22 protein-coding genes and 1 pseudogene are annotated in these 26,337 nt (G+C 63.9%); 9 read left to right on the top strand and 14 right to left on the bottom strand.

Annotated features, from left to right (window positions below; all coding sequences use genetic code 11):
- Positions 1-21 precede the first annotated feature (21 nt).
- On the top strand, positions 22-297 hold the full coding sequence (locus HOLFODRAFT_RS0217470; RefSeq protein ID WP_005035182.1) for a COG3415 family protein: 276 nt from the start codon (positions 22-24) through the stop codon (positions 295-297).
- A 251-nt stretch (positions 298-548) separates the two neighbouring features.
- Here HOLFODRAFT_RS0217470 and HOLFODRAFT_RS0217465 read toward each other — a convergent pair whose 3' ends face one another.
- Positions 549-3,734 (bottom strand): NAD(P)-binding protein, encoded by a 3,186-nt coding sequence (locus HOLFODRAFT_RS0217465; RefSeq protein WP_005035184.1) that lies wholly within the window; start codon positions 3,732-3,734, stop codon positions 549-551.
- Positions 3,735-4,102: 368 nt separating this feature from the next.
- Between HOLFODRAFT_RS0217465 and HOLFODRAFT_RS23610 the strand changes: the two genes are divergently transcribed.
- Complete coding sequence (locus tag HOLFODRAFT_RS23610) at positions 4,103-5,137, top strand: IPT/TIG domain-containing protein (RefSeq protein WP_005035186.1); 1,035 nt, start codon at positions 4,103-4,105, stop codon at positions 5,135-5,137.
- A 31-nt stretch (positions 5,138-5,168) separates the two neighbouring features.
- Here HOLFODRAFT_RS23610 and HOLFODRAFT_RS0217455 read toward each other — a convergent pair whose 3' ends face one another.
- The 5 genes from HOLFODRAFT_RS0217455 to HOLFODRAFT_RS0217435 all read right to left on the bottom strand — a co-directional run bounded on the left by HOLFODRAFT_RS0217455 (position 5,169) and on the right by HOLFODRAFT_RS0217435 (position 8,010).
- Complete coding sequence (locus HOLFODRAFT_RS0217455) at positions 5,169-5,618, bottom strand: TPM domain-containing protein (protein ID WP_005035189.1); 450 nt, start codon at positions 5,616-5,618, stop codon at positions 5,169-5,171.
- A 16-nt stretch (positions 5,619-5,634) separates the two neighbouring features.
- Positions 5,635-6,369, bottom strand: coding sequence for a TPM domain-containing protein (locus HOLFODRAFT_RS25145; protein WP_005035192.1), 735 nt, complete (start codon positions 6,367-6,369; stop codon positions 5,635-5,637).
- Between the two features lies 1 nt (position 6,370).
- Positions 6,371-6,982 carry a LemA family protein gene (locus HOLFODRAFT_RS0217445; protein WP_005035194.1) on the bottom strand — a complete coding sequence of 204 codons (612 nt, stop codon included), beginning with the start codon at positions 6,980-6,982 and terminating at the stop codon, positions 6,371-6,373.
- Positions 6,983-7,072: 90 nt separating this feature from the next.
- A complete protein-coding gene (locus HOLFODRAFT_RS22140; RefSeq protein WP_005035196.1) occupies positions 7,073-7,516 on the bottom strand; it encodes a MarR family winged helix-turn-helix transcriptional regulator in 444 nt (147 codons plus the stop codon).
- 11 nt (positions 7,517-7,527) lie between these two features.
- On the bottom strand, positions 7,528-8,010 hold the full coding sequence (locus HOLFODRAFT_RS0217435; RefSeq protein ID WP_005035198.1) for a glutathione peroxidase: 483 nt from the start codon (positions 8,008-8,010) through the stop codon (positions 7,528-7,530).
- Between the two features lie 191 nt (positions 8,011-8,201).
- Between HOLFODRAFT_RS0217435 and HOLFODRAFT_RS0217430 the strand changes: the two genes are divergently transcribed.
- A complete protein-coding gene (locus HOLFODRAFT_RS0217430; RefSeq protein WP_005035200.1) occupies positions 8,202-8,588 on the top strand; it encodes a DUF6165 family protein in 387 nt (128 codons plus the stop codon).
- A gap of 14 nt (positions 8,589-8,602) precedes the next feature.
- Entirely contained in the window at positions 8,603-9,646 is a 1,044-nt protein-coding gene (locus tag HOLFODRAFT_RS0217425; protein ID WP_005035202.1) for a glycosyltransferase family 9 protein, read from the top strand.
- A 4-nt stretch (positions 9,647-9,650) separates the two neighbouring features.
- Here the strand turns inward: HOLFODRAFT_RS0217425 and HOLFODRAFT_RS22135 are convergent, their stop codons facing one another.
- The gene (locus HOLFODRAFT_RS22135; protein ID WP_158412984.1) at positions 9,651-10,673 is read right to left on the bottom strand and encodes a glycosyltransferase family 9 protein; all 1,023 of its coding nucleotides are present in this window, start codon (positions 10,671-10,673) and stop codon (positions 9,651-9,653) included.
- A 115-nt stretch (positions 10,674-10,788) separates the two neighbouring features.
- Between HOLFODRAFT_RS22135 and tkt the strand changes: the two genes are divergently transcribed.
- Entirely contained in the window at positions 10,789-12,780 is a 1,992-nt protein-coding gene (tkt, locus tag HOLFODRAFT_RS0217415) for a transketolase (protein ID WP_005035206.1), read from the top strand.
- Positions 12,781-12,838: 58 nt separating this feature from the next.
- Here the strand turns inward: tkt and HOLFODRAFT_RS0217410 are convergent, their stop codons facing one another.
- Positions 12,839-13,972 (bottom strand): glycosyltransferase family 4 protein, encoded by a 1,134-nt coding sequence (locus HOLFODRAFT_RS0217410; RefSeq protein ID WP_005035208.1) that lies wholly within the window; start codon positions 13,970-13,972, stop codon positions 12,839-12,841.
- Positions 13,973-13,989: 17 nt separating this feature from the next.
- Positions 13,990-14,403 (bottom strand): prenylated flavin chaperone LpdD, encoded by a 414-nt coding sequence (lpdD, locus tag HOLFODRAFT_RS0217405; RefSeq protein ID WP_005035210.1) that lies wholly within the window; start codon positions 14,401-14,403, stop codon positions 13,990-13,992.
- A gap of 57 nt (positions 14,404-14,460) precedes the next feature.
- Between lpdD and HOLFODRAFT_RS0217400 the strand changes: the two genes are divergently transcribed.
- Positions 14,461-14,976, top strand: a complete 516-nt coding sequence (locus tag HOLFODRAFT_RS0217400; RefSeq protein ID WP_005035212.1) for a DinB family protein — start codon at positions 14,461-14,463, stop codon at positions 14,974-14,976.
- Here the strand turns inward: HOLFODRAFT_RS0217400 and HOLFODRAFT_RS0217395 are convergent.
- Positions 14,973-15,398: a hypothetical protein gene (locus HOLFODRAFT_RS0217395; protein ID WP_005035214.1), complete on the bottom strand. Its 426-nt coding sequence runs from the start codon at positions 15,396-15,398 to the stop codon at positions 14,973-14,975. The genes HOLFODRAFT_RS0217400 and HOLFODRAFT_RS0217395 overlap by 4 nt on opposite strands.
- 39 nt (positions 15,399-15,437) lie before the next feature.
- On the opposite strand from HOLFODRAFT_RS0217395, the gene HOLFODRAFT_RS22130 reads away from it, so the two are divergent.
- The 3 genes and pseudogenes from HOLFODRAFT_RS22130 (at position 15,438) to HOLFODRAFT_RS0217385 (ending at position 19,845) form a co-directional block, all read left to right on the top strand.
- Positions 15,438-15,998, top strand: a complete 561-nt coding sequence (locus tag HOLFODRAFT_RS22130) for an isochorismatase family protein (RefSeq protein WP_005035216.1) — start codon at positions 15,438-15,440, stop codon at positions 15,996-15,998.
- Positions 15,999-16,028: 30 nt separating this feature from the next.
- Positions 16,029-16,325: pseudogene (locus tag HOLFODRAFT_RS25865) on the top strand (protein kinase domain-containing protein); the annotation flags it as partial.
- A gap of 121 nt (positions 16,326-16,446) precedes the next feature.
- The gene (locus tag HOLFODRAFT_RS0217385) at positions 16,447-19,845 is read left to right on the top strand and encodes an ATP-binding protein (RefSeq protein ID WP_005035219.1); all 3,399 of its coding nucleotides are present in this window, start codon (positions 16,447-16,449) and stop codon (positions 19,843-19,845) included.
- A 396-nt stretch (positions 19,846-20,241) separates the two neighbouring features.
- Here HOLFODRAFT_RS0217385 and HOLFODRAFT_RS0217380 read toward each other — a convergent pair whose 3' ends face one another.
- The 4 genes from HOLFODRAFT_RS0217380 to HOLFODRAFT_RS0217365 all read right to left on the bottom strand — a co-directional run bounded on the left by HOLFODRAFT_RS0217380 (position 20,242) and on the right by HOLFODRAFT_RS0217365 (position 26,310).
- Positions 20,242-23,040: a TonB-dependent receptor gene (locus tag HOLFODRAFT_RS0217380; protein ID WP_005035222.1), complete on the bottom strand. Its 2,799-nt coding sequence runs from the start codon at positions 23,038-23,040 to the stop codon at positions 20,242-20,244.
- Between the two features lie 3 nt (positions 23,041-23,043).
- Positions 23,044-23,694: a hypothetical protein gene (locus HOLFODRAFT_RS23605; RefSeq protein ID WP_005035225.1), complete on the bottom strand. Its 651-nt coding sequence runs from the start codon at positions 23,692-23,694 to the stop codon at positions 23,044-23,046.
- A 12-nt stretch (positions 23,695-23,706) separates the two neighbouring features.
- On the bottom strand, positions 23,707-24,906 hold the full coding sequence (locus tag HOLFODRAFT_RS0217370; RefSeq protein ID WP_005035227.1) for a response regulator: 1,200 nt from the start codon (positions 24,904-24,906) through the stop codon (positions 23,707-23,709).
- A 99-nt stretch (positions 24,907-25,005) separates the two neighbouring features.
- Positions 25,006-26,310: a hypothetical protein gene (locus HOLFODRAFT_RS0217365; protein ID WP_005035230.1), complete on the bottom strand. Its 1,305-nt coding sequence runs from the start codon at positions 26,308-26,310 to the stop codon at positions 25,006-25,008.
- Between the last annotated feature and the right edge of the window lie 27 nt (positions 26,311-26,337).

The raw sequence follows: 26,337 nt of genomic DNA, 5'->3' as shown, positions 1-26,337 counted from the left end.
TGAAATATATTAAGGATGTAAATGAATAATAAATTTAGTGTGCCGTCGTTTGAACTTAGTGGCGAGGTTCGGCAGGAATTGATCCAGATTGCCTTCTCCCAGAATGAACCCAGGGCCAATAGGGTCAGGGCAAGAGTTCTGCTCGGCCACGCGGGGGGAGTGGATCTGGTGATGATCGTAAAATACTTGAAAGTTCACCGAGCACAGGCGATCCGAACCATCGAGCGTGCGCTTCAGGAGGGGGTGCTCGAATCCGTACTGCCCCCGCTTGACGCCCAGGGCTGCCGGGATGCTTGAACCCGGGTAACGGCGGTGTAACCGTGACCCTATGGATTTGTCTAGTCGTGAAAGCCTTGCGCGATGAGTTGGCCCCCTCCGAAAGGACGGGGCTTTGTTCTTGTGGCGTCAGATACCTTCGGTTCTGGGACAGGTGATGGCTCCCAGGGAGACGGGCACGATGTGCCCATCCTGAATCGGTCCAGTCACCGTCAAAAGCCCACACCATGCGGAGGGGGCTTTTGACGGTCAGTGAGGATGCTTGCGACTCATCACCCGCGGCGAGTGCCCTCTTCCCGGAACGGGGAGTAGTGTGTGTGCAGCAGCTTGTGGGCGAGGGGGGAGTTGGGCTCCCCGAAGAACTCGTCATAGAGGCGGTGGATGTCGGGGTTTTCCTGGGACTTGCGGTGGCTGGAGGTCTTGTCGATGTCCACAAGCACCTGTTGGCGATCATTCAGGGTTCCGACCTTTTCGGGCACGGGATGGCCAGCTCCGCAGATGCAGCCACCGGGGCAGGCCATGACCTCGATGAGGTCGTAGCCGGTCTCTTGTCCTTGTGCTATCTCTTCCGCCAGCCGGGCCGCGTTGTGGAGGCCACTCACCACCGCCACTCTGACCCGCGAGTCCTGGGTCTCGATGGTGGCTTCTTTGAGGCCCTCGAATCCGCGGATCTCTTCGAAGTCGAGCTGGGTGCATCTGGCCTGGCCGGTGAGCTTTTCCACCGCTAGGCGCAGGGCGGCCTCTGCAACCCCACCCGAAGCGCCGAAAAGGACGCCTGCACCGGACACCTGCTGATAGGGAGGATCGAAGGGCACCATGGGGATCGTCGAGGGGTCAATGCGCTTCAGGTAGAGCATCTCGAGGATTTCCGTTGAGGTCAGGACTGCGTCGACATCACGGATGCCGTCCGGGGCGAACTCCGGGCGGGCCGCTTCGTGCTTCTTTGCGATGCATGGCACGATTGAAACCACGAAGAGGTTCCTCCTGTCTGCTCTGGAAGTGCTGGCGAAGTGGTTCTTCACGGTGGCGCCCATCATCATCTGCGGCGATTTGCAGGACGACAGGTGGGGGATAAGGTCCGGATAGCGGCGCTCCACGAAGTTCACCCACCCGGGGCAGCATGACGTGAACTGAGGAAGGACCCCGCCCGATGAGACGCGGTCCAGGAATTCCGTGGTTTCCTCCATGATGGTCAGGTCGGCCGCAAAGCTGAAGTCGAACACTTTTCCGAATCCGAGCTTCTTCAGGAGGCCCGACATGAAGTTCGAAGCCTGATCGAAGGGAATGCCGAACTCGGCCGAAATGACGCTCCTGACCGCCGGGGCCACAAATGCAACTGTCGTGAGGTTTTGGTTATTTATAGCTCGAAAGACGCTCTCCTTCTCGCTTTTTGCGATGAGTGCACCGCATGGGCAGGCATTGACGCACTGGCCACAGCTGACGCAATCGGTATCCTTCAGGGGCAGGCCGTTCCGGGTGGCGACGATCTGTCGGCCTTCCCGCGCATGGAAGGCGAGGACATCCGGGCCCTCCACCTGCTGGCAGACCGCGATGCAGCGACCGCACGCGATGCACTTGTTGTGGTCGCGGACGATGAACGGATGGTCTTCTGTGATCTCAAGGCGTGGGCGCTCATGAAGGGGGGCTGTGAAGACGATTTCATGGGCGCTGGCCTCCTTGCGAAGGGCGCAGTCATAGCGCTCGTGGCACCCGCACTTCATGCAACGGCGGGCCTCGGCTACGGCACTTTCCTCGTCGAATCCGAGTTCCACTTCGGCGAAGGATCGCAGCCGGGCGTAAACGGGGAGTGCTGGCATGGGGTGCCGCTCCAGCCTTGGGAAGGCTTCCATCTCCCACCTGGGAAGGTCTTCCAGACTGCCACGGCTGCAGCTGTAATCAACACTGCCCTCCCTGACATAGCCGTGCCGCAGGAGGTCGTCCATGGCTTCCGCGGCGCGACGGCCCGCAGCCACGGCCTGGATAACCGTAGCCGGTCCGGTGACACAGTCGCCGCCTGCGAACACCCCTGTTTCGGAGGTCTGCGATGTCTTGCCGTTGATTTCGATATCTCCCCAGGGATTGAGCTTTACCGGGAGATCATTGAAAAGGAACTGGGTGTCGGTGCTCTGGCCGATCGCGCCGATGATCGTGTCGGCCTCAAGGCTGAAGTCGCTTCCCTCGATGGGGATCGGTCGGCGGCGTCCGGAACGGTCCGGTTCTCCCAGCTGCATCTTGAGGCAGAGGACCTGCTTCCTGCCATGGGCGGCTGTGATCGCCTGGGGGGCTGTCAGGAAGAGCATTTCCACCCCTTCGTGGAGCGCCTCTTCGATCTCCATGGGTTCCGCTGGCATCTCCTCCTGGGTCCGGCGGTAGAGGAGTTGCACCTTCTTTGCCCCCATGCGCTGGGCGACCCTGGCGCAGTCGATGGCGGTGTTGCCGCCTCCCACGACCACCACGGTCTCCCCCAGATGCACAGGGGCTCGCTTGGTGACTGCCGCCAGGAAGTTGATGCCCTGCCAGACCCCATCCTGGTTTTCGCCCTCGAGGTTCATCGATGTGGCCCGCCATGAGCCAATGGCCAGGAATACAGCGTCGAAGTTGTTGCGCAGCTCCTCGAGCCGGAGGTGGGTCCCCAGCGATCTGCCTGTCTCCAGCCGCACCCCCAGTTTCTGGATGTGGTTGATCTCGGCGTCCAGTGTCACCTTGGGCAGACGATACTCTGGAATGCCATAGCGCATCATGCCTCCGGCCTCGGGTTGGCGCTCGAAAACGGTCACTTCGTGGCCGTTGATGGCGCTGTAGTAGGCTGCGGACAGCCCACTTGGGCCCCCACCGACAATCGCGATGCGCTTGCCGGTGGGGGCCTCCTTCTCTGGGAGCCACGCGGTGTCGCGGCTTATGTCCCAGTCGGCGATGAAGCGCTTGACGTGGTTGATCGCCACCGGGGTGTCGACGAGGTTCCGGCGGCACTGCGTCTCGCAAGGATGCGGGCATACCCGGCCGCAGGCCTGGGGAAAGGGGTTTCGGTCCTTGATCACCCGCAGCGCGTTCTCGAAGTTCCCGTGGCTTGCGTGGCGGAGGTATTTCTGGATGTCGATACCGGCCGGACAGGTCTGGACGCAGGGTGCCACGCAATCCGCATTGTGGTCTGCCAGGATCTGCTGAAGCCGCACCTTGCGATAGCTTTCCAGCTTCGGGTTCTGGGTATGGATGACCATACCCTCGCGGATGGGGGTCTGGCATGCCTTCACTTCGCGGATGACTTCGCCTTCAACCACTTCAACGACGCACAGTCCACAGTTTCCGATGGATCTCTCCAGTCGGATGTCGTAGCAGAGGTGAGGAATGTGCAGATTCTCCTGCAGGAGGGCCTGCAGGATGGTCAGGTCGCTGTAAACCTGGATTTCCCGGTGATTGACGTTCACCTTGATTCGCTTGTGTGATGAAAGATGGTCCATGGGGGCTCCGTGGTTAGGCTTGCGTTTCTGCTGGGCCTCCGGTGTCTGGTGATCCATGAACGCAGAGCACCGCCTATCGCTATGGCGATGAACTGGATGGTCCCTTTTGACCTTATGGGTTGGCTCCAGCCTTCCGGTGAGTGCTGGTGTGAACCAGATAGCAAGCTCTGGTTGGTTCCTGTGAACGATGTTTTGGGGTGTGCCCCTGAGCGGGTCCTGCGGCCCGTCGTGGTTGTATCGTATCAAAAATTGATCACGGTAAGTTGAAAAAATGATCACAAGCTGAAACCAAAGGGTTTGCGTCTGATTTTTGTGGTGAATATCTTCTCGGCGCCTCCTGCTCCTGTTGCTCGCGGAGAGCGTGGGATGTGGGGGGGGGTGGTTCTTCGGACGCAAACGTACTTCCCCCTGCGGGCACGGGGCCTTCCCTCAGCAGCTTCAGCCCCACTTCGGGTCCCGTGGGCACCTCCGTGACCCTGACGGGGACGAATCTCGCCGACACCACGGCCGTGAGCTTCAACAGCACACCCGCGGCCACTTTCCAGTCGGTGAGTGCCACCCAGGTCACCGCCGAGGTGCCCACCGGTGCCTCCAGCGGTTCGATCTCCCTGACCACGCCCCAGGGGACGGCCACCAGTGCCACCAGCTTCACTGTCACCCTGGTGGCGGCCGAATGTCCGGTGACCACCCCCGCCGAGACCTTCACGGCGACGGATGCGCCGGTCACCCAGACGCTGGACAGCCTCGACCTGGTGACGCCCTGGGGTTACGGCCGGGCGGCGAACGCCTCCAGGACCTATCCCCTGGTGGTGAATGGCTGCTGGGGCGAGGGTAATCTCTTCCCGACGGCCACCCGCCAGGAATACCCCTCCTTCTACCTCGACTTCAACAACTACTCCACGGAAGAGCATGGTGCCTGGCTGGGCGATCTGATCGATCAGGCCTTGCAGGCGGGCTACCGCATCGATCCGAACCGGATCTATCTGACGGGCTTTTCCCAGGGCGGCTCCGGCAGCTTCAAGCTCGTCCGCGGCATGCTGACCAAGGGCAAGCTGTTCGCAGGGATCATCCGGGTCGCGGGCCAGAGCGAGTCTCAGCTGGCCACGGCGGCTGTGGGCAAAAGCGCGCTCTGGTACCACATCGGCTTGAGCGACACCGCAGATAGAGTCCAGGTCGCCCGCACGACCTATGCCAACCTCAAGGCCGCCTATGCACAGGCCGTCGAGTCCACCACGACGGATACCCTCACGGGCCACAACCGGACCACTAAGACCCTGACCCTGAACGGCATCGCCATTGTCAAATACAGCGAATACGAGGGCATGGGCCATGACCCCAGCCCCTGCTACCGGGATCCTGCGCTCTTCGATTGGCTCTTCAGCCAGTCTCTCGCCTGCCGCTGAGGTGAGAGGGCATCGTATGCCGGAAGTCTAGTCAGCCCCCAAAGTCCACGTGATCCGGCAGCTCGTTCCGATCGGCCTCGCCTGCATGGGGGAAGTGATCGGCAAGCCGCTCCCCGATCAGGGAGATACCGTTCTCCAGCCCCTCGGTGAAGGCGCCCCGTCGGAAGGAGGCCTGAAGGCAGGCCGCCACATCGCTCCAGAAGTCCTGACCGACCTTCGCGTGGATGCCCTCGTCGCCCAGGACCATGAAGCGGCGTCGGCTGGGCACCAGGAAGATCAGGATGCCATTCCGCTCAGCAGCCTGATCCATGCCAAGCCGATGGAAGGCCTTCCAGGCAACTCGGTCCACCCGCCCCCAGAAGAAAGGCGCCACCGAGACACGGATCTCCCCCGATGTCGCGCGCTCGGCGGATTCGATGGCCGCGACAATGCGGGCCTGGTCCAGGCACTTCACCAGGCTTCTCCGCGTCATCCAGAACATGGGCCCCTCCCCTCGATTACCATGAACCCGAAGCCCCACCACCCCCCGAACGTCCACCCCCCCCGGACCATCCCCCCGAACCGCCACCACCTCCCCCGCGGCCTCCGGAGAGAAGGCTGAAGATGAGTCCGATGGCCAGGCTGGGATGGGTCACCAGGAGGACCAGGAAGCCCAGCCCCAGGATGGCCAACAGGATGATCTGGCCAAGACTGAGGCTTCGCACGCCCTTTTGCCGGGCACCTTCGGCGCGCGCCCCCTCCCGGGTTTCGCCTCCCAGTTTGGCCAGGAGTCCGTCGACCCCCGCTTCCACAGCCCCGTCCCAGTCCCCCGCGGCGAGCCTGGGTGTGATGGCCTCCCGGATGATCCGGGAGGCCACGGCATCGGGCACCTGGCCCTCCAGTCCGTAGCCCACCTCGATGCGGAGCTTGCGGTCCCGGGCCAGGATGAAAAGGACGAGCCCATCATCCTTTCCGCTGCGTCCGGCCTTCCATGACTCGAAGGTGCGGGCCGACCAGTCCTCCAGGGCACCGCCTCCGATGCTTCCCCCAATCCACACCAGGACCTGGTGTCCGGTGGCCTTTTCGTACTGCGCCAGGCGCCGGTTCAGGATGGCCCGCTTCGCGGGAGAGAGCACTCCCTGGGTATCGGTCACCCACTGCCTGGGGGCCGGAGGAAGGGGCTCCTGGGCATCCAGCCCCAGGCTGCCCCAGAGGAGCAGCAGGGGCAGAAACAGGGAGAGGAGCCTGTGCATGTTACTGGAAGGAGACCTTCGGAGCCGTCTCGGCCCCGGCCTGGGCCTTGAAGTAGGCCTTGTCCCGGAATCGGTCACCCAGGAAGCCCGCTACGATCAGGGTCGGGAAGCTGTTCCGCTTGGTATTGAAGGCCTGGGCCGCCTGGTTGAAGCGCATGCGCTCCACGGCGATGCGGTTCTCGGTACCCTCCAGCTGGGCCTGGAGGTCCCGGAAGTTCTGGGTGGCCTTCAGGTCGGGATATTTTTCGACCACCACAAGGAGGCGGGAGAGGGCCGATCCCAGGCCCTCCTGGGCCTGCTGGAAGCGGGCCAGGGAGGCTGCATCGGAAGGTGCCTTTCCTGCGGACACCTGGCCCACCTTGGCGCGGGCCTCCGTGACGGCCATGAAGGTCTCCTTCTCAAAGGCCGCCGCGCCCTTGACCGTTTCGACCAGGTTGGGTACCAGGTCGGCCCGCCGCTGGTAGACATTCTCCACTTGGCCCCACTGGGCCTCCACCGCCTGGTTGAGGCTGTTGAGCGAGTTGTACGAGCCCACCCCGGTAAGTCCCAGGACCACCAGCACCAGGACCACGAGTCCGCCACATCCCAGGGCAATCTTGCTGGCCATACCCATGTTCCCTCCGAAAGGATCTCCCCGCCATCATAGCGGTAACTGGCCCAGAGTCCCTCGGTCTTGGTTGAAGCAAGCTGATAATGGGGAACACTATTCCGACACGACCCCTTGTCGGGGACTGAGGACCTCGATCAAGTCCTTGAGGGCCTCCCGGAGCCCTTCGGCGGCGGAGAGATCCGCCCGCTGCTGGAGGCTGCACACCATGTTCTGCCGCATCTCCAGAGCCCCGGCCCGGAGGGCCAAGCCTCCCTCCGTGAGGCTGACCAGCACCCTGCGCTCGTCCTCAAGGCTGCGGCGGCGGGTGACGTAACCCAGGCCCTCCAGGCGCTTGAGCAGGGGCGTCAGGGTTCCCGAGTCCAGCCTGAGGCGCTCGCCGATCTCGCTCACGGTGAGGCCATCGCCCTCCCATAACACCAGCATGACCACGTACTGGGGATAGGTCAGGCGCAGGGGGGCCAGGAAGGGCTGGTAGGCCTGGGTCATTGCCCGGGAAGCGGCGTAGAGGGCGAAGCAGAGCTGCTCATCCAGGCGCATGCCATCGGAGCTCACAGGAGGGCCTCGATTTCGGCGGCAAGCTTGGCTGGGGGCGTGGTGGGGGCGAAGCGGTTCACCACCTCTCCCTGGCGATCCACCAGGAACTTGGTGAAGTTCCACTTGATGGCTTCGCTGCCCAGCAGGCCCCGGGCTTCCCCCTTGAGGAAGCGGTAGAGGGGGTGGGCTCCCTCGCCGTTCACCTCAAGCTTGGCGAAGAGAGGGAAGTCCACTTGATACGTGAGTTGGCAGAAGGTCTGGATCTCGGCGTCCGTGCCGGGTTCCTGCCCGCCAAACTGATTGCAGGGAAAGCCCAGGACTTCAAATCCCCTGTCGCGGTAGCGGCGGTAGAGCTCTTCAAGGCCTTCATACTGAGGTGTGAACCCACACTTGCTGGCGGTGTTGACGATCAGGAGCACCTTGCCGACGTAACGTTCCAGAGGAATCTCCTCGCCTTCGATGGTCGTCACATGGATGTCGTAGATGGGTGCCGCCATGGGATCTCCTTTCGCGGAAATAAATTCCGTAGTCAATTATATTGTGCAAAATTTAATTTTCAAGGAGGGATCTGCCCGGCCCTAGCGTGGTGTCAGCCCTGCTTTGAATGATCCGCATCTCACTGGGACACCACCCTAGCCGCAGCCTCGGGGGACGAGGTATCCTGGTCCTTCTTTTCGGAAGGAACTCCATGGCCGTCCTCACTCCCGTCTCCTGGGGCGAACTGATCGACAAGTACACGATCCTTGTGATCAAGACCGAGCGCATCGAGGACCCCGCCAAGGTGGCCAATGTCCGCAAGGAGATGGAGGCCCTGGCGCCCCTGCGCAACCAGGCCCGGGAGGCCCAGGCCGGACTTGCGCAGCTGGAGGCGGATCTCAAGAAGGTGAACGAGGGCCTCTGGGAGATCGAGGACGAGATCCGGGACTGGGAGCGCAGGAAGGATTTCGGCGCCCGTTTCATCGAACTGGCCCGGGCCGTCTACCACGAGAACGACACGCGGGCGAACCTGAAGCGCCAGATCAATGAGCTGCTGGGCTCGGACCTGGTGGAAGAGAAGTCCTACAAGCCGTACTGAACCGGGGAATGTCCATGCCCAAGAAGATCCTGGTGATCCGCCTTTCGGCGATCGGGGACGTGGTGCGCACCGTGCCTTCGGTCCTGGCTCTGAGGGGGATCTTCCCCCAGGCCACGATCCACTGGCTGGTGGAGGACCGCTGCGCCGAGATCATCACCGGCCTGGAGGGGGTGGACGCCCTGAAAATCGCGCCCCGCCGCGCCTGGAACAAGCTCAAGGGCCTGGCGCGCTTCCGGGCCATGCTGGCCTTCGGTCGCGAACTGAAGGCCGAAGGCTACGATCTGGTGGTGGACTTCCATGGGGTGGCCAAGAGTGCCTTCCTGGCCTTCCTGACCCGGAGCCCCCGGCGGGTCGGCTACCCCAAGGGGATCGCCAAGGAGGGATCCCATATCTTCCTGACGGAACGGGTGCCTCTGGTGGCGGGCAAGCTCTCTCGCTACGACCGCAATTTCCTGCTGCCCCGTTATTTTGACCCTGCGGTGACCGAGCCGGAGCCGACCCTCCCCATCGGGGAAGGGGACCGCTCCATGGCCCAGGGCTTCCTGGCGGAGCATGGGCTGGTGCCCAAGGGCTATGCCTTCCTCTACCCGGGTACCAGCAAGGTGGGGGCATACAAACGCTGGCCTGCGGAATCCTTTGGGCGGGTGGCAGATCTGGTATGGGAGCGCTTCGGCGTCCCGGCGGTCATCGGCTGGGGCCCCGGCGAGGAGGAGATGGTCGAACGCCTGGTCAAGGTCGCCCGCCATCCGATCCATGTCCTGCCCCTCACCTCCATGAAGGAGATGGCGGCTGTTCTTGAGCAGGCCCGTATCTACATCGGCGGCGATACCGGCCCCCTCCACATCGCCTCCCTGGTGCACACCCCGGCCCTGGCCATCTACGGCCCCTCGGACCCGGTGCTGAACGAGCCCTGGCGGAAAACGCCGTTCCGCATCGTTCGCACGGGGATTGGCTGCTCTCCCTGCCGGAACCGCAAGTGCGACCACCTTTCCTGCCTTCGGCTCCTGGAACCTTTGCGGGTGGCGGAGGAAGCTGGCCTGCTGCTCGGGAAGGTCTAGGTCGCTACCGGATCGAACCGCGCTCGAACATGCTTTCCAGCGCAGCCTTGGCGTCCTCCACCCTCACATCCTCCATTCGGTGGTGGAGGGTGCAGCTCTGCTCGCGGCAGGCCGGGCACTGGGTATTGCCCCGCAGGGCCTGGTGTTCGGGTGAGGGGTAGGTCCAGTTGGCCGGGAGCGTGGGGCCCATGATGGTCAGGGTGGGCGTGCCGACAGCCACCGCGATATGCCGGGGACCCGAGCAGTTGCCGATGTGCAGATGGGATTTGGCGATGAGGGCGGCCAGCTCCATGAGGGAGGTTGGCGGAGCCAGCAGGTGGGCGTGACGCCCCTGTGTGATCAAGTCCTCGACTTCCTCCTTTTCCCCGGGCCCCCAGATGAAAACGACCCTGGCTCCGTGCTTTTCTGTCAACCAGTCCGCCAACTGAAGGAAACGCTGGCCTTCCCACTTCTTGTCCGCAAGGCGGCTGGTGGTATCCATCGTCACCAGCCTGGCTTCAGGCGCGATGGCCGAATCCTGCAGGAACTGGGCGATCCTGTCTGCGGATTCCCTGGGGATTTCGAGGATCGGCGGGCAGATCGCGGCCGGGACGCCCATGGCCCTGAGCAGGGCCAGCTTGTGTGTCGGCGAGTAGACATCCTCCTGATGGTTCACCACCGGCGTGTGGGAATAGAGGAAGTTCCGCCCGAATCGGCTCCGGGCGACGCGGCAGGGAGCTCCGCTCAGGCGGGCGAGTATGGCGCTGGTGGGATTGCTGAAGAAATCGAAGACCAGGTCGTATTGGGTCCGGCGCAGGGTGCGGATCAGGGCCCAGTCTTCCCTCAGGGTGGCCTTCCGCTTCCGGAGGATCACGGCGTCGATGTGGGGATTTCCCCTGAGGATGTGGGAGGGGCCGGGTTCCGTGAGGTAGTCAATCCGTGCCTGGGGATAACGATCCCTGAGTGCCTTCAGGGCTGGGGTCGTGAGGAGCACATCTCCCACATGGCGGAACTGGATCACCAGGATTCGGAGAGGACGGTCAGGCAACTGAGGCATCCGCCAAATTAACAGGAGGGATGGAAGGGCCGCAAATCGGAGAAACAGCGTTTGGACTTCCCGTCCCTCCATGGGAAAATGGGCGGTTCGCTTGAGGGGCCCTGCCATGACTTTTTCCGCCACCAACATCGACAAGCTCTGCGTCGATTCCATCCGCTGCCTGTCCATGGACGCCATCCAGAAGGCCAACAGCGGCCACCCCGGTGCTCCCATGGCCCAGGCCCCTGCAGCCTATGTGCTTTGGACCCAGTTCCTGAAGCACAATCCCGTCAATCCCCTCTGGGCGGATCGGGATCGCTTCGTGCTCTCCTGCGGCCACGCCTCCATGCTGATCTACAGCCTGCTGCACCTCTCGGGGTACGGCCTGGAGCTGGAGGACCTCAAGAACTTCCGCCAGTGGGGCTCCAAGACCCCCGGCCACCCCGAGTTCGGCCACACCGTCGGCGTCGAGACCACGACGGGCCCCCTGGGCCAGGGTATCGCCAACGCCGTGGGCATGGCCATTGCCGAGCGCTGGATGGCGGACCGGTTCAATCGCCCCGGCCACCAGGTGGTGAACCACCGCACCTTCTCCTTCGTGGGTGACGGCTGCCTCATGGAAGGCATCAGCTATGAAGCCGCCAGCCTGGCGGGCCACCTGGGCCTGGAGAAGCTGGTCGTGCTCTACGACAGCAACACCATCACCATCGAGGGGCACACGGATCTGACCTTCAGCGAGGACATCCAGGGCCGCTTCGAGGCCATGGGCTGGCGCTACCTGAAGGTCGAGGACGGCGAGGACCTGACGGCCCTCCACCGGGCCTACAAGAAAGCCCAGGAGCCCTGCGGCAAGCCCACCCTCATCGAGTGCAAGACCATCATCGGGTGGCCCGCCCCCACCAAGCAGAACTCCCACAACGCCCACGGCGCTCCCCTGGGCGAGGAGGAGATCCGGGCCACCAAGCAGATCCTGGGCGTGGACCCCGAGGCCCACTTCTCCGTGCCCGCCGAGGCCCTGAGTCATTGGCGGAACTGCCAGGACCGGGGTCAGAAGCTCGAGACCGAATGGAAGGGACGCTTCGAGGCCTACCGCACGGCCTTCCCCGAACTGGCCGCCGAGTGCGAGAGCTTCCTCAAGGGCGAGCTGCCCGCGGGCTGGGAAGGCGCTGTGCCCTCCTTCGCTGTCACCGAGAAGGCCGCCACCCGCGAAGCCAGCGGCAAGGTGCTCAATGCCATCGCCGCCAAGCTCCCCAACCTGGTGGGCGGCAGCGCTGATCTGGCTCCTTCCAACAACACCAACCTCAAGGATGGCGGGGACTTTACCCCCAAGGCCAGCGGCCGGAATTTCCATTTCGGCATCCGCGAGCACGCCATGGGCGCCGTCATGAACGGCATGGCCCTCCACGGCGGCCTCAAGGTCTTCGGCGCCACCTTCCTGGTGTTCGCGGACTACATGCGTCCCAGCGTGCGCTTGGCGGCCCTGATGGGCCTGCCCGTCACCTATGTCTGGACGCACGATTCCATCGGTGTGGGCGAGGACGGCCCCACCCACCAGCCCATCGAACACGTCATGGCCCTGCGCCTGATCCCTGGCCTCCAGGTCTTCCGCCCCGCAGACGCCAACGAGACCGCCGAGGCCTGGAAGATCGCAGCCGCCAGCACCAAGACCCCCACCGCCCTGGCCCTCACCCGCCAGAAGCTGCCGGTGCTGGATCCCGAGAAGGCCAAGGGTGCCACCAAGGGCGCCTACATCCTGGAGGAGGCCAGCGCCTCCCCCAAGGTCATCCTCATGGGCTCCGGTTCCGAGGTCCACATCGCCATCGAGGCCCGCAAGGCCCTGGAGGCCGAGGGCATCCCCACCCGCGTGGTGTCCATGCCCTGCTGGGAGCTCTTCGAGGCTCAGGACAAGGCCTACCGCGAGCAGGTGCTCCCCAAGGCTGTGACGGCCCGTGTCTCCATCGAGGCGGGTGTTACCACCGGCTGGCAGCGCTTCACCGGCCTGGAGGGCGCCAACATTGGCCTGGACCACTTTGGCGCCAGCGCCCCCGCCGAGATCCTCTACGAGCAGTTCGGCCTCACCGCCGAGAACCTGGTGAAGACCGCCAAGGCCTGCCTGTAGGACCCTTTCCAGACAGCGAGCAGAGGGGGTGTCCGGATGGCCTGGGCACCCCCTCGTGTTACGTGTGCCGGATGCGGTCAGCCAGATCGTGCAGCAGGTTCTTCCATATGAAGTTGCGGTTGAAATGGGCACTCGCCCGCTGGGAGAAATCGGCCAGTCGATCCTGATCCCCCATCAGTGTGCTCAGGGTGTCGGCCCAGGCTTTGGGGTTCTCGCCTTCGATCATGAAGCCCGCCCGCCCATCATCAGTGAGGTCTGGGGCTGAAACGATCTCCTTCGACATGACCAGCACATTCCCGAAGGAGAGGGCTTCCCCGCAGACCAACCCCCAACTTTCCCAGCGTGAGGGAAGGCAGAAGATCTTGGCTCGGCTGTAGAAGCCGAAGAGCTCTGACTTGTTGCTGATGTTCCCAAGAAACTCGGCGTGCCCCTTCAGCCTTGGGTGTGTCTCCAGGAAGTCGTCCTTCAACCGCCGGAATTCGTTCGTCATGGGGCCAATGAAGAGGACTCTCCAGTTGCCGAGATCTTCCATGAGTTCCATGGCTCGCAGCATGAGCTCGGAATTCTTCTGTCTGGCGCCGTGCCGTCCAACCAGCAGGATGATATTTTCTTTCTGGTCGAATGGGCGGGGTTTTACGCCATAGTGGACGGCCATCTCTGGATCGAAACCATTTGGCATGTGGATCTTCTTGCCGGATGGCACCTGGGTAATCTTTTCAAAGACCTCTCTGCATTCGATGGACAGCAGGTCCAGTTTTCGGAGGAGGGAGCGGAAAAGAATGGATCGCTTAAGCTGGGTGAGATGGTTTCGGTTCCCCCATTTCGCATAGGCCAACTCTGAGTCTCCAATGTCCGCCTTGAGGTAGGCGAAGCCATTCGGATTCAGGAATTTATATAGCAGGATGGCATAGATGGATTGAGTGCTTACATGGAATACCATCAGGGAGTCAATTTTGCGTGCATTTTTTATTAGATATATCCACGTGTTTGATTTGATGATGTTCAGGCCGTGGAGTTCACTTTCGATGTAATCGAAATGATCTGTCTTATTGTTGTATACGATGTTTGATTCGAATCCGAAATGTTTGTGAAGCTGAAATGGGACTTGGCCAACATCCTTGTGCAGATGCACACTCTGTAATGGTTTGAATATCAAGGTAAAATTCATTTTGGGGCTGATGTTGGATTCCATATTGCGCCACTCTGGGTTCAAATGTGCGGGTCTTCTGCACAGATTCTTGATTCTCCGGCCATTGTCCGTGCCTTCAGGAATGCCTCCAGCACCTCCTCGAAGAGCCTCATGGTTTCCCGGATCTCCTCCGGCGTGATGTCATCGAAGTGTACCCCCGCCACGACGGTGCAGGTGCAGTTCAGGGTCGATGAGATCCGCTCTGCGGCCTTGTGGGCCATGCGGTCGTCCCGGTGTTCGGGCAGGGAGATGACCGAGGCGCTGGCCCGGACCCCCAGGGGACACCCGACCCCAACGGCGCCGATATGGGGCTCGCCCCCGGTGATCAGGACCAGGAGATCCTTGCCGATCTGGCGGGCCCGGAGTTCCACGGCCAGACGGCCCGAGGAGCTCACCCAATGTCGTTCCACCTCTTCCTGACACTGTCTTGCCATTTCGACTCCCCGTCAAAGAAGATTAGCGTATGCTGGGGCCACGAATCAGGAGCTGCCATGTTTCGCCGCGTTGAGGACTTTCTTGCCTGCTGGGACGAGGAATCCCGGGGCTGTGTGCGGTTATTCCAGGCCATTCCCGAGGGGGCGGTGGCGCAGGCCGTGGGGCCGGAGCACCGGGACCTGCGCCGCCTGGCTTGGCACATCGTGGAGTGTCTCATCGAGATGCCGGGGCGGATGGGGCTCCGACTGGAGGGGGCTGATCTGATCCAGGGGGGCTTCATCTGTGAACCGCCAGCCACCATGGCGGAGATCTGCCAGGCCTACAGCAGGGCCAGCGCCAGCCTGGTCAAGGCGCTCGGCGGCTGGTCCGACGCAGCGCTTGAAGAGAAGGACGATATGTACGGTGAGACCTGGATGCGGGGCCTCTCGCTTATGGTGCTTATCACCCATCAGACCCACCACCGTGGCCAGATGACGGTGCTGATGCGCCAGGCCGGTCTCCAGGTCCCGGATGTCTACGGGCCCGCCAAAGAAAGCTGGGGGCACTTCGGGATGGAGCCGCCGAGGGTCTAGTTCCCCTGCCGCAGTGCCTTCACGCGCCACTCCCCCTTGCGGCGCTCCCACTTGATCCGGAATGCCTGGCGGGAGCTCTCGTCGGGGAGAACGGATTGGGCTCCGCGCTGGGTCACCACGACGGAAATCTCCTGGTTGGCGTCCTGCTCCCGGGCTTCGATGTGGCTCTGAAGGACGGTGATGCCCAGCCGCTGCTGTTTCAAGGTGGCCAGGAGGAAAAGCCGGGCGGCATTCCGGTCCATGCCATCCGGTCCTTCGAATGCCGGGCTCAGGATTTCCGCGGCGGCAGCGCCGTTCCCGCCCTCCAGGTCCCGGATGCATTGGTTGAAGGCCCGCTTGACCTGGGCCTCGGGAGACTCGCTGGTGCAGCCCATGCAGGCGATCAGGGTGAGCACTGCGAGATGGGTGCGTCCGGAAATCATGGATGGCCTCCGTGCTCGGGTTCGGGGTAAAACATCCCCATGCTACCTCCCACCATCGCCCTGCTGCTCATCAATGTCCAGAAGGCCTGGGACGAGCCCCACTGGGGTGCCCGCAGCCACCCGGAGGCTGAGGTCCGGATCCAGGAACTGCTCTCGGCCTTCCGCCGGAGTGGCAGGCCCGTGGTCCATATCCGGCATGACTCCGCGGATGCCCATTCCCCCCTGCATCCCCGGGAACCCGGCCATGCCTTCAAGCCGGAAGGCGAGCCCCTCGAAGGGGAGCGGGTCCTGGGCAAAATGGCCCAGAGCGCCTTCGTGGGCAGTGAACTCGAAGCTGTCCTGAGGGGGATGGGTGTGGATCGTCTGGTGGTGGCCGGTTTTACGGCGGCCCACGACGTGTCCTCCACCGTTCGGACAGCATCGGATCTGGGCTTCAAGGTCCTCCTGATGCGAGATGCCATCGTCGCCTTTGAACTGGAGGATGCCGAAGGGCAGATCCTGGCGCCCGATCAGATTCACCGGACGGTTATGGCGGAACTCCAGGGGACTTTCGGGGTGGCCATGGATGTCCCGGGACTGCTCCCCCATATCGGCGCTTGAATCCTGGCCCAGGCTCGGGATACTAGGCACATGTTCGCCACGGAAGAATTTCGGGGCACGGAGCGTTTCACCCTGCGGAGGTGTCTCGGTTCGGGCTCCTTCGGGAAGGTCTACGAGGCCTTCGACCAGGAGCGTAAAGCCTGGGTGGCCCTCAAGGTGCCCCACGCCTTCAAGGCCGCAGATCTTCTGCGACTCAAGCAGGAATTCCGGTCCCTGGCGGACATCAGCCACCCCAATCTGGCGACGCTCCACGAGCTGCTGACGGAGGGAGATCGCTGGTTCTTCACCATGGAGCTGGTAGAGGGCCGGGACTTCTTCACGGCCCTGAGGGAGGAAGATACAGGCCGCTCCGATTCCGGGCCTACCCTGCACCCGGACGGGGGGACGGAGCTGCCCCTCCGGTCGGACATCACCCTGCTGCCGCTACCCCCGGACAGCGGGCCGGATCATGTTTTCTCGGGAGGCGCTTTCCGCTTCGCCACGACCTATCCCTGTTCCCCCCCCCAAGGATTTCGAGATCATCCGCAGGGCCCTGGTGGATCTGGTCCACGGCATGGGTGCCCTGCACGAGGCGGGGATCATCCATCGGGATCTCAAGCCGGGCAATGTGCTCATCACGCCCCAGGGGCGTCTGGTGATCCTGGACTTCGGCCTGGCCACCCATCTGGTGACAGAATCCAAGGATGCGGGCGGACCTGCGGGAACACCTGCTTTCATTGCTCCGGAGCAGCTGGAGGGAGGGGAGTGCTCCCCCGCAAGCGACTGGTACAGCCTGGGGGTTATGCTCTACCAGGTCTTGACAGGCCAGCCTCCCTACGTTGGCACCTACCTGGACATTGTTCGCGCCAAGGCGGAAATGGATCCCTGTCCGCCTTCGCTCCTGGTGGAAGGGCTCCCGGAGGATATCGAGGGGCTTTGCATGGCCCTGCTGGAGCGGGATCCCGCCATGCGCCCCTCCGCCGAGGAGATCCTCTCCCGCCTCAGGAACCCAGTGCCCCAGGAACGCCATCATGCCAGGTACCTGCCTGTCCGGGAGGTTCCTGGACGCGAGGCAGAACTGGGCCTCCTGCTCCGCGAGTTCCAGCGACTCCAGGATGGCGACCCCCACACCGTCTGGCTTCACGGCGAAGCCGGATCCGGCAAGAGCGGTCTTGTGCAGCGCTTCCTGACGGAGGTGCGGCGGCGGGAACCGAGGGTCCAGATCCTCTCAGGGCGCTGCTATGAGCAGGAAACCGTGCCCTTCAAGGCCCTGGACAGCCTGGTGGATGCCCTGAGCACCCGCCTGAAGGCCCTTCCTCCCCTGACCTGCAAGGCTCTCTTCCCCAGGCATATGCAGGCTCTGGTGAGGCTCTTCCCCGTGTTGGCGCAGGTTCCCAGCCTTGCGGAACTCCCGACCTTGACCTCCCTGCCGGATGCCGTGGAATTGCGGAGAAGGGCCTTTTCCGCCTTCCGGGAACTCATGGTCCGGCTTGCCAAGCTCTATCCCCTGGTACTGGTCCTTGAGGATCTGCAGTGGGGAGATCTGGACAGTGAGGCCCTTCTGGCCGAGCTTTTCCGCTCCCCGGATGCACCCGCTCTGATGTTGATCATCACCTTCAGGAGTGATGACCTGCATACATCGCCGATCCTGCGTCGGCTCCGCTCCTCGCAGGCTGAGGTCTTCGGCCCCGTCGTCGAGATCGAGCTTCACAGCCTGAGCCTGCCGGACTCCCGGACGTTTGCCATGGGTTTTCTGGGAGGGCCTGGGGAGGGGCGGGAGTTGCTGGCGGAGCGGATCGCCCGGGAATCCGGCGGCAATCCTTTCTTCATCCGCGAACTGGCCTATTTCCTCGGAGAGGGACGGGGTGCCATTTCCGCTTCGGGAAGCGGTCTGGACAGCTACATCCAGGACAGGATCCAAACCCTGCCAGAGGAGGCCCGGGAGCTGCTGGAGACGGTGTCCCTGGCTGCCTGTCCCGTACCCTGGGGCCTAGCCCGGGAGGCCATGGGCAGGCCTGGTGGAGGTTACCACGGTCTCTCCCAGCTTCGGGCCTTCCGGCTGATCCGGGTGCGGGGAGCCCAGGAAGAGAAGGTCCTGGAGCCCTACCATGAGCGGGTCCGGAAGGCGGTGGTGGAGGGGATGGACGCTCCGCGGGTGGTCCAGGGAAACCTTAGTCTGGCGGTTGCCATGGAATCCCGTGGGGATGCCGATGCCATCCTTCTGGCCTCCCACTTCAAGGCTGGCGGGGGCCAGGAGAAGGCCGCCCACTATTTCGGGATCGCTGGCGAGCAGGCCGAGCGTGCTCTGGCCTTTGACCAGGCTGCGAATCTCTTCGGGGAGGCCCTGGCCCTCCTTCCAGGTCCCTACATCAAGCACAGAGCTCTGGCTCTGCGACACGCCGAAGCGCTCAGCAGCGCCGGTCGGAGCGCGGAGGCCGGTGAGGCCTATTCCCGCCTCGTACCCGGAAACGATGCCCAGGAGGACGTCTTCCTGCAGCGACGGGCTTCCGAGGAGTTCATGCGGAGCGGTCACATGGACCGGGGCGTCACCATCCTGGAGGGCCTGCTTCCCCTGGCCGGGGCCAGGATCCCGCGCACGCCGACCCGGGCCCTGCTTTCGGTCCTGTACGGGCGGCTCCGGTTGAAGCTGCGTGGCCTCTCCTTCACGGTGAAGGCCAAGGAATCCATCCCAGCGGGATTGCTCAACCGCATCGACATCCTTTGGGCTGCCGCCATGGGCTATGGTCCGGTCGATCCCATCCGGGGAGCCGACTTCCAGGCCCGGCAGCTCCTCCTGACCCTGAAGGCTGGTGAACCCTTCCGCCTGGTCAGGGCCTTGGCTCATGAGGCGGCTTTCCTGGCCCACGGCGGTTTGCGTTCCGAGAGGGAGACGGGGCGCGTCCTGGCCCAGGCACTCTCCCTGGCGGAGCGGATGGGGCACCCCAACCCCATGGGAAGGGCCTTCATCGGTGCCGGGATCGCCGCCATTATGCAGGGCCGGTGGAAGGCAGGGGCCGAGCTTCTGGACAAGGCTGAGCAACTGCTACGGGAACACTGCACGGGGCTGGATTACGAGATCCATATCGCCCAGTTCCAGGCCCTCGTGGGTTACAGCGTCATGGGGGACTTGCCTGAGGTGGCGCGGCGCTTGCCGGAGCTCCTTCAGGAGGCCAAGGGGCAGGGGGATCTGCTGGCCCTCACCAATCTGAAGACCGGATACTCCTACCTGCTCCACTTGGCCCAGGATGATCCTGACCGGGCTCGAGTGGTCCTCCAGGAGTCCATGGCTTTCTGGTCCAATCGGGCCTTCCATGCTCAGCATTACAACGAGTTCATCTCCAGGGTGAGCATTGAACTCTATGCGGGTGCCCGCCTGGAGGCCCTGGACTACCTGGAACGCTGCTGGAAGGAGCTGAAACGCTCGATGCTGCTGCGGGTCCAGGCCATTGCCATCACCTGCTGGGAGTTGCGGGCCCGGACCATCCTGGGCCTGGAGATCTCTGTCGGAGGGATGATCTCCCGCCGCCAGTGGCGGCAGGTCCGGTCAGACATCCACGCCATTGAAAGGGAGGGGACTCCCTATGGGCACGCTCTGGCGTTGCGTCTGAGGGCCCTTGAGGCTCTGGCCCAGAAGCGGGGGACGGATGCCCAGGGCTTCCTTCTCCAGGCGGAGGTGGCCTTCGAAGCCTGTGACATGCTCCTGCACGCCATTACGGCCCGCCATGGCCGGGCCAGGCTTCAGGGGGAGCATGGCAGGGAACTCCTGGAGAGTGCTGATAGTGCCATGCGGCAAAGGGGGATCCAGAACCCCGGGCGTTTTGCTGGGATGCATCTGCCTTTCGTCGTTCAGGCCTCCGTCAAGGAATAGGGAACGGCGGGGAAAGTGCGATCCACGGCTTCAGGGGGCGATGTAAACCCAAGGGTTTACAGGGTAGACAGGAAGACACCAAGGATTCACCAAGGGCTTACCAACGGACCATGGCTTTGCCCCAGGGCGAATGTGAAAGCCAGCCCGTGCCATATCGCTCCACCAGGCTGGACACTCAGGCCGCCCCGCTACGCGGGGGCGCGCAGCAAAGCCGCGCGCGTTCCGGGAGGGACAGGCGGCGAAGGCACGTGAGCGTGCCATAGCCACCTGCCCCTCCCGGAACCGAGCCTGAGTGTCTTGGTCAACGCATCCTGCTTTTCTTGGTGAAACTTGGTGCCCTTGGAGCCTTGGTGGTGGAATTTATTCTTTTGTTTGCGAATGCATATCATCCCGGGGTCAGTACTTGAATCGCACCCCGCACTGCACTTGCCGCATGGCCTCGTAGTCCGTGGGGGTGCCATAGGCAGGGGTATCGGAGTTGAGGGTGTTCTGCACTTCCGTCACATTCGCATGGTTGAAGAGGTTGAAGACATCCAGGGAGGCCTCCCCCTGGACGGTCGCCCAGGCAAAGCCCCGGCTGATCCGGAGATCCACGCGCCGACTCCAGGGGAGGTTCTCGGAGTTGCGGCCCACGCCAGCCGGGCGGTCTGAGGACCCGTCACCGTTCAGGTTGAGATCCAAACCCGCCAATTGGGTGTAGGGACGTCCGCTGCCCATGGACACCTGGAGGCCCAAGGTCCAGTTCCTGCGCCAGGGCCCGCCCGCATCCCCGCTGCTCAGCACTGCGCTTACGAGGATCCGGTGCCGCTGGTCCTGGGAGCTGGCACCCCACTCGGTGTCGGGATCCAGAGGGTTCTGGGGGGCCAGGCTGGTGGCCCAGTCCGTGACGTTGTCCTCCGCTTGGCTGTGGCAGTAGGATGCCTGGAATCGGGCGCGGGAGGAGGGGCGCCAATCCACCGTGAGGCCCTGGCCGGAGTAGCGGCTCGCCCCGGAGTCATCTATCCGGTAGATGCTGGAATAGGCGGGGTTGATCCGCTGGGTGAGGTTCACGTATGGGTTCACATCCCTCATGTTCATGAGGTGGCTCCCCTGGGATCGCAGGATGTCCAGGGTGAGGGTCAGGTCTGGCCTGGGCTTCCATTCCACTCCCAGGTTGAGCTGGCGGCTCATCGGAGCTTCGTGGGAACCAGGGATGACAAGGCTTCGGGGAAGGCCTCCCGGATCGGAGGTGTAGCGATGGTCGGGGTTGAGCCATGCCTGGTAGGGGGTGTTCGTATCGAGGGCCGTCAGGAGGATTCCGTAGCCCTGGCTGCCGTTCGTGGTCCGTATGCCGAAGATGGGGCTTAGGTTGGTCTGGCCCATGAAGGACCCGAAGCCGCCGAAGAAACGCCAGGCCTGGGCGGCCTGCCAGCTGAAGGAGAACCGGGGGGACCAGCGGGAGGAGGTCCAGTCCCGCTGCGTCTTGAAGAGCTCGGAATAGGCTCCGACGGTATTTCCGAGAGCCTGGTAGTCCGCCGTGTCCGTGAAGGCTGGGATGCGCTCCCGGTCGTAGCGGACCCCGAATCGGAGCAGCAGATCCTGGCGGGGGCGCCATTCGTCCTGAAGGAAGGCGCTCTGGTTGTCCGTTCGAAAGGAGGTGAACGGATCTCCGAAGGCCTGCACGAAGGCCACCGGGAAGTACCCATTCTGGAACGGGTAATACTGGGGTGGGAGACCGGGCAGCGCCTGGAAGAGGTAGTAGCCCGCGTAGTTGTTTTCCACCGAACCACGGTTGTAGGTGTTCAGCCAGTCGATTCCGGCCTTGAGGGTGTGGTCACCCAGCACCTTCGTTGTGGTGTCCACCAGCTGGAGGTAGGTGGTGCGGGTGGCCTGGGGCGTCAGCCGTTGGGTGCCGAAGCTGGCGACTCCCTGGATGTCCACCTGGACCGTCCGGTCGTCGTCCAGGGCCCGGAGATCGTTCCTCCGGGTGGTGTACATGAGCTTGGTTTCCCGGATCAGAGTGGCGTTCGGTATCCATTGCTGGGTGAGGGTAAGGGCCGTGTCGCGGAGATCCTGGCGGCCTCCCACGCTGCGGGCCCTCAGGCCCCCCCAGGGGATCCGGTCGTCACTGCGCTGGTCGCTGTGAAGCAGGCGCAAGCCCCAGCGGCTTTCTGAGCTTTGGAGGTAGTCCAGCTTGGCCAGGAGGGACAGGCTCTCCTCGGTGGTCCTCTGGGAGCCCGTCTGGAGATCGAAGCCAGCGCTGCGGATCGCGGCGGCCACCGCCGGGTCTATGGTCACCTGATTCTCGTCGCTACGCCTCAGACCTTCAACACAGACGTAATAGAAAAGGCGATCCTTGAGGATGGGCCCGGAAGCCGAAGCGCCGTACTGGTGCATCCGCAAGCTGGAGCTGCTTCCGGACAGGGGGGACTTGGCGTCCAGGGCTCCGGGGCGGAGGTAGTAGAACAGGGTGCCTTCGGTCTGGTTGCTTCCGCTCCTGGTCACCGCGTTGACCACCCCTCCGGTGGCCCGACCGAACTCGGCGGCGTAGCCGTTCGTGATGACCTGGAATTCCTGGATGGCTTCCTGGCTCATCAGGAGGCGGCTGCTGCCATTCCCAAGGTCGTTGTTGTCCAGGCCGTCCACCATGAAGTTGTTCTGGCGGGGGCCGGCCCCAGCAAAGCTGAGCCCCGAGTCGGGGGCGCCGGAGTTGATGGGTCCCCGGGCGGTGGTGGCCAGGGGGGTCACCAGGCTGAGGTCCGCAAAATTCCTGCGATTGATGGGCAGCTCGGTCAGGAGCTGCGAGTCCACCACCCAGGCGGCCTGGGTGCGGCCGTTACCCGTCGACCCCAGGGTGTCCTCCACGCTCACCTGGGCCTGGGCTGGGGGCGGGACCAGCAGGGAGAGCTCATGGGTATTGCCCGCGTGGAGCTGGATATCGGGCAGGTGCAGGCGGACATTCCCGGCGCTCCAGACCTCAAGTTCATAGGCTCCGGGGGGAAGCAGATGGAAGATGAAGGTGCCCTGGGCATCGGGAACCACCCTCCAGCGGGTCCCGCGAGCCTTGAACAGGAGCCGCAGCTCCGAAGGGGCGGAGGAACCGGCCCAGCGGACTTGGCCCCTCAGGTCAGCCGTGGTGGTGCCGGTACTTTGGGCGCTGAGGGTTGCCGCCGAAAGGAGGCTGCAGGCAGCCTGTTTCCAGGGGAAGGAGCTCATGGCCTAGGCCGCAGTGATGAGCGCGCGAAGCTCGTCCGTTCCGGATGGGCTCACACAGGTCACAGCTACGGCGCAATGGCCGGGCTGGCTCATGGGGAGCTCCACTTGGCCGACAAAGAATCCATCGGCGTCGGTGCGTCCCACCAGGAGATTGCTGGCCTTCTTGAGGCTGGAGACGAGTCGGACGGCCACTTCCGCATCAGGGACCGGGTTCTGGCTGACGCAGAGGCGGGCCCGGACCTTGACCTGGAAGAGGGTGCCGAAGGTGGGGTGCAGGGGGGTGTCCAGGACCAGTTCCAGGGTGTCCACATCCCCTTCGTGCTGGAGGTATTCCAGGATGGCCTGGTCCAGGGGGCGATCATTGAAGACGCGCCTCTCTTCGGATTCCAGGTCCGAAGGGGTGGTGTCGTACTTGCCGGTCTTGATGTCCCGGATGATGGCTTTGTGCTGCTCATCCATGCGGGTCTGGATGGCGGCCTCGGGAATGGGGGGGACAGCGGTCAGATCCTCGTAAGAGCTGCGGTAGCTGTCCAGGATCTCGCCCCCGACGTAGATCAGGGTTTCGATGCGGGGGTTGGAAAGCCCCTTGTCCTCGGTCTGGACATGGTAGACCCGGCTGCCGTGGCGGACATCGGTGTTGTATCCAGTGATCATGTCCGTCCCGTCCTATAGGAGCTTCTGGCGTTCAGCGATCTCCGGCATGATCTCCCAGGCGACTTCACGCAGGGTCTTGTCCGAAAGCTGGGCCGCCACCGCCTTGGCCAGGGCGCCCATGAGGGCTGGGTCTGCCATGAGCGCGGCGACAAGGGCTTGGGTCGTGGGGAGCTCCTGGGGCGGCTGAGCAGAGCCCTGTTCCTCGGGGGTTTCCACCGGGGCGGCGACGATGGGGGCCTCTTCAAGGGCGGCCATCGACTCCTCCGGGAGCTCCAGATCGAGTGCCGTGGCGGCCTCCTCTGTGGATGCTTCGCTTGCAGGAACCTCCTCAAGGGCGGCGGCGGCTGGCTCCTCAGAAGGCTCGTGCGCGAACTCTTCGGGGGCTTCGGGGAAGGGGGATTCCAGCATTTCTTCCATGGACTCCGGTTCGGCGACCGGCTCCAGGCTGATGACCGGGGTCTCCTGGGTGGTCCGTGCGTTGGCCTCTTCCAGATCCGGCAGATCGTCGACGGTGATGAGATCGGTGTCGAGGGGGAGCTCCTGCAGGGGGGCGGGCTCCACGGGCGAGAACGCTTCGGGGGCCAGCAGGTCCTCTGGATCACTGAGATCCTTGAGGCTTTCCAGGTCCAACTCCTCCAGGTCCAACTCCTCCTCCAGGGGTTCCTCGGCCGGGAGCCCGGAGGGCTGGGCCTCCTCCTCGGGATAGAGATCCTCTTCGGTGAGCTCCAGGATGTCGTCGGTGTTCAAGCGGGCCTGAAGATCCGAAAGGTTCTGGGCGGGCAGGGTCTCGAAGGGGGAGGTGGTGGGGACTTCGGGCTCCTGGATCGGCTCCGGCTCGGGAACCGGGGTGTCCAGCAGCACCTGGATCCGGTCGGCCAAGTCCCGCAACTCCACGGGCTTCTTGAGGAAGCCCTGGATGGGGGCCTTGGCCAGGCGGTCGGGATCCACCGTGTCCAGCACGCCCGCCATCATGGCGATGGGCAGACGGGCTGTCCCGGGAGCGGAGCGCAGCTTGTCCAGCAACTCCCACCCGTCCATTCCGGCCATGGAGATATCGATCAGGGCTACATCGAAGGGGGATGACGACTCGACAAGTCCCAGAGCCGTATGGCCGCTTTCGGCACAGACCAGCTCGATCTGGGTATGTGCCAGGAGGGATTCGGCGATCTTGTGGATGCTGGGATTGTCGTCCACGAGGAGAAGACGTGGCATAGGAACCTCGGGATGCCGTGGGGCGATGAGAATGCTGCGCTTACGCTATCAGAAATTCAGGCGGAACCCGTACTTGAAAACGCGTCGTTCAGGTTCCCTTCATTTCCACCTGCCGTGTTTCCGCATCCAGCGCATCCGTTCCAGGGGCGGCAGGCGCACCAGGAGCACCCGGTCTCCGGTCCAGATCCAGGCGGCGCCCTGGACCTCCCTCAGGGCGACCTCCGGTCCCTCCTTGAGCCAACCTCGCACGGAGGCCCGCAGCCTGGAGGCGGTCCTCCAATCGGAGCGGAAGGCGCGGTCCAGGGCCGCCCTCTGGCGTTCCTGGGGAAGCCCATCCATGTCCTTTCCCCATCGGAGGTCCCAGGAGGTGTGGCCCCCTTCGAGGGAGAGCCAGGTCCAGGCAGGGTCGTAGTCGGGCCAAGCCTTGGAATCCGCTGGCACCTCGCTCCAGGCGCCCCCCTCCACCGGGGCGGTGGAGCGGAGCCCCGCTCCTGTCCTGGGCTTGATGGTCCTGGCCATGGCCACTGGCGGAAGGGCGCTCAGGCGGCCTTCACCAACTTCCATGCGACGCCAGACTCGATCCTCCAGCTTCCAGGACGACCAGCGATCCTTCTCGCTGATCCAGAGCCTGTCCTTGCGGGGGAACCAGAGCCGGGCCTCCGGGCCCCAGGGGACCATGAGGCGGAACCCGCTGATGTCCCGTCCTGCGTCCCAGAGCTGTTCCTCCTTGGTGGCCAGGCCCTTGGGAGCCGCTGGCAGCCCCTTCTCGTCCCAGGGGGCCAGGGTGGGCTCCAGGGGCTCCTCGTCCATCGGAAGGGAGGCCAGAAGCAGCCCTCCCTCCGGGCGGAGCCTCCCCAGGAGCACGGATTCGCCGTCCCAGCTGAAGCGGCTCCATGGGCCGCTCTCCACAGACCAGATCACTCGGCCCTCGGGGATTTCCAGGAGCTGGGTCCTGAATCGGTCCGCGCCGAGCACGAGGGTCACCAGCAGGCGGGTGCCCTTGTCTGGATCGAGGCGGGCGCTGGCAATCGGGGCATCGAAACGGTAGTGGCGCCACTCCAGGCCTTTCCAGAGGGCCACCTCGCTCTGGCCCTTGGGGCCGTTGAGAGCCACCCCCTGGTCGCCAAGGTAGGCGGAAGCCGGTTCCCAGGGCGTTCCGAATCCGCCGCCGTAGGGCCAAGCCTCCCATTGGTCCGGATCCAGCGCCCCCTGGAAGCGGGGAGCCCATCCCTCCTGCACCTTCAGCTCTGCGATCCGCTCAAAGGATTCCAGGCCCAGGGGGGCGGCCACCGATTCCGGGCTCCTGCCTCCGGTCCGAGCTGCCTCGGGACCCCGCACCACCGCCATGATCAAGAGCATGGCGGCGATGAAAAGGGTCGCAATGAGGTAGCGTTTAGGGATCAAGCAGTCTCCACATCCTTCATCATGCGA

This window comes from Holophaga foetida DSM 6591 (genome assembly GCF_000242615.2).
GTDB lineage: Bacteria > Acidobacteriota > Holophagae > Holophagales > Holophagaceae > Holophaga > Holophaga foetida.
This window is presented reverse-complemented; position numbering and strand designations above follow the sequence as displayed.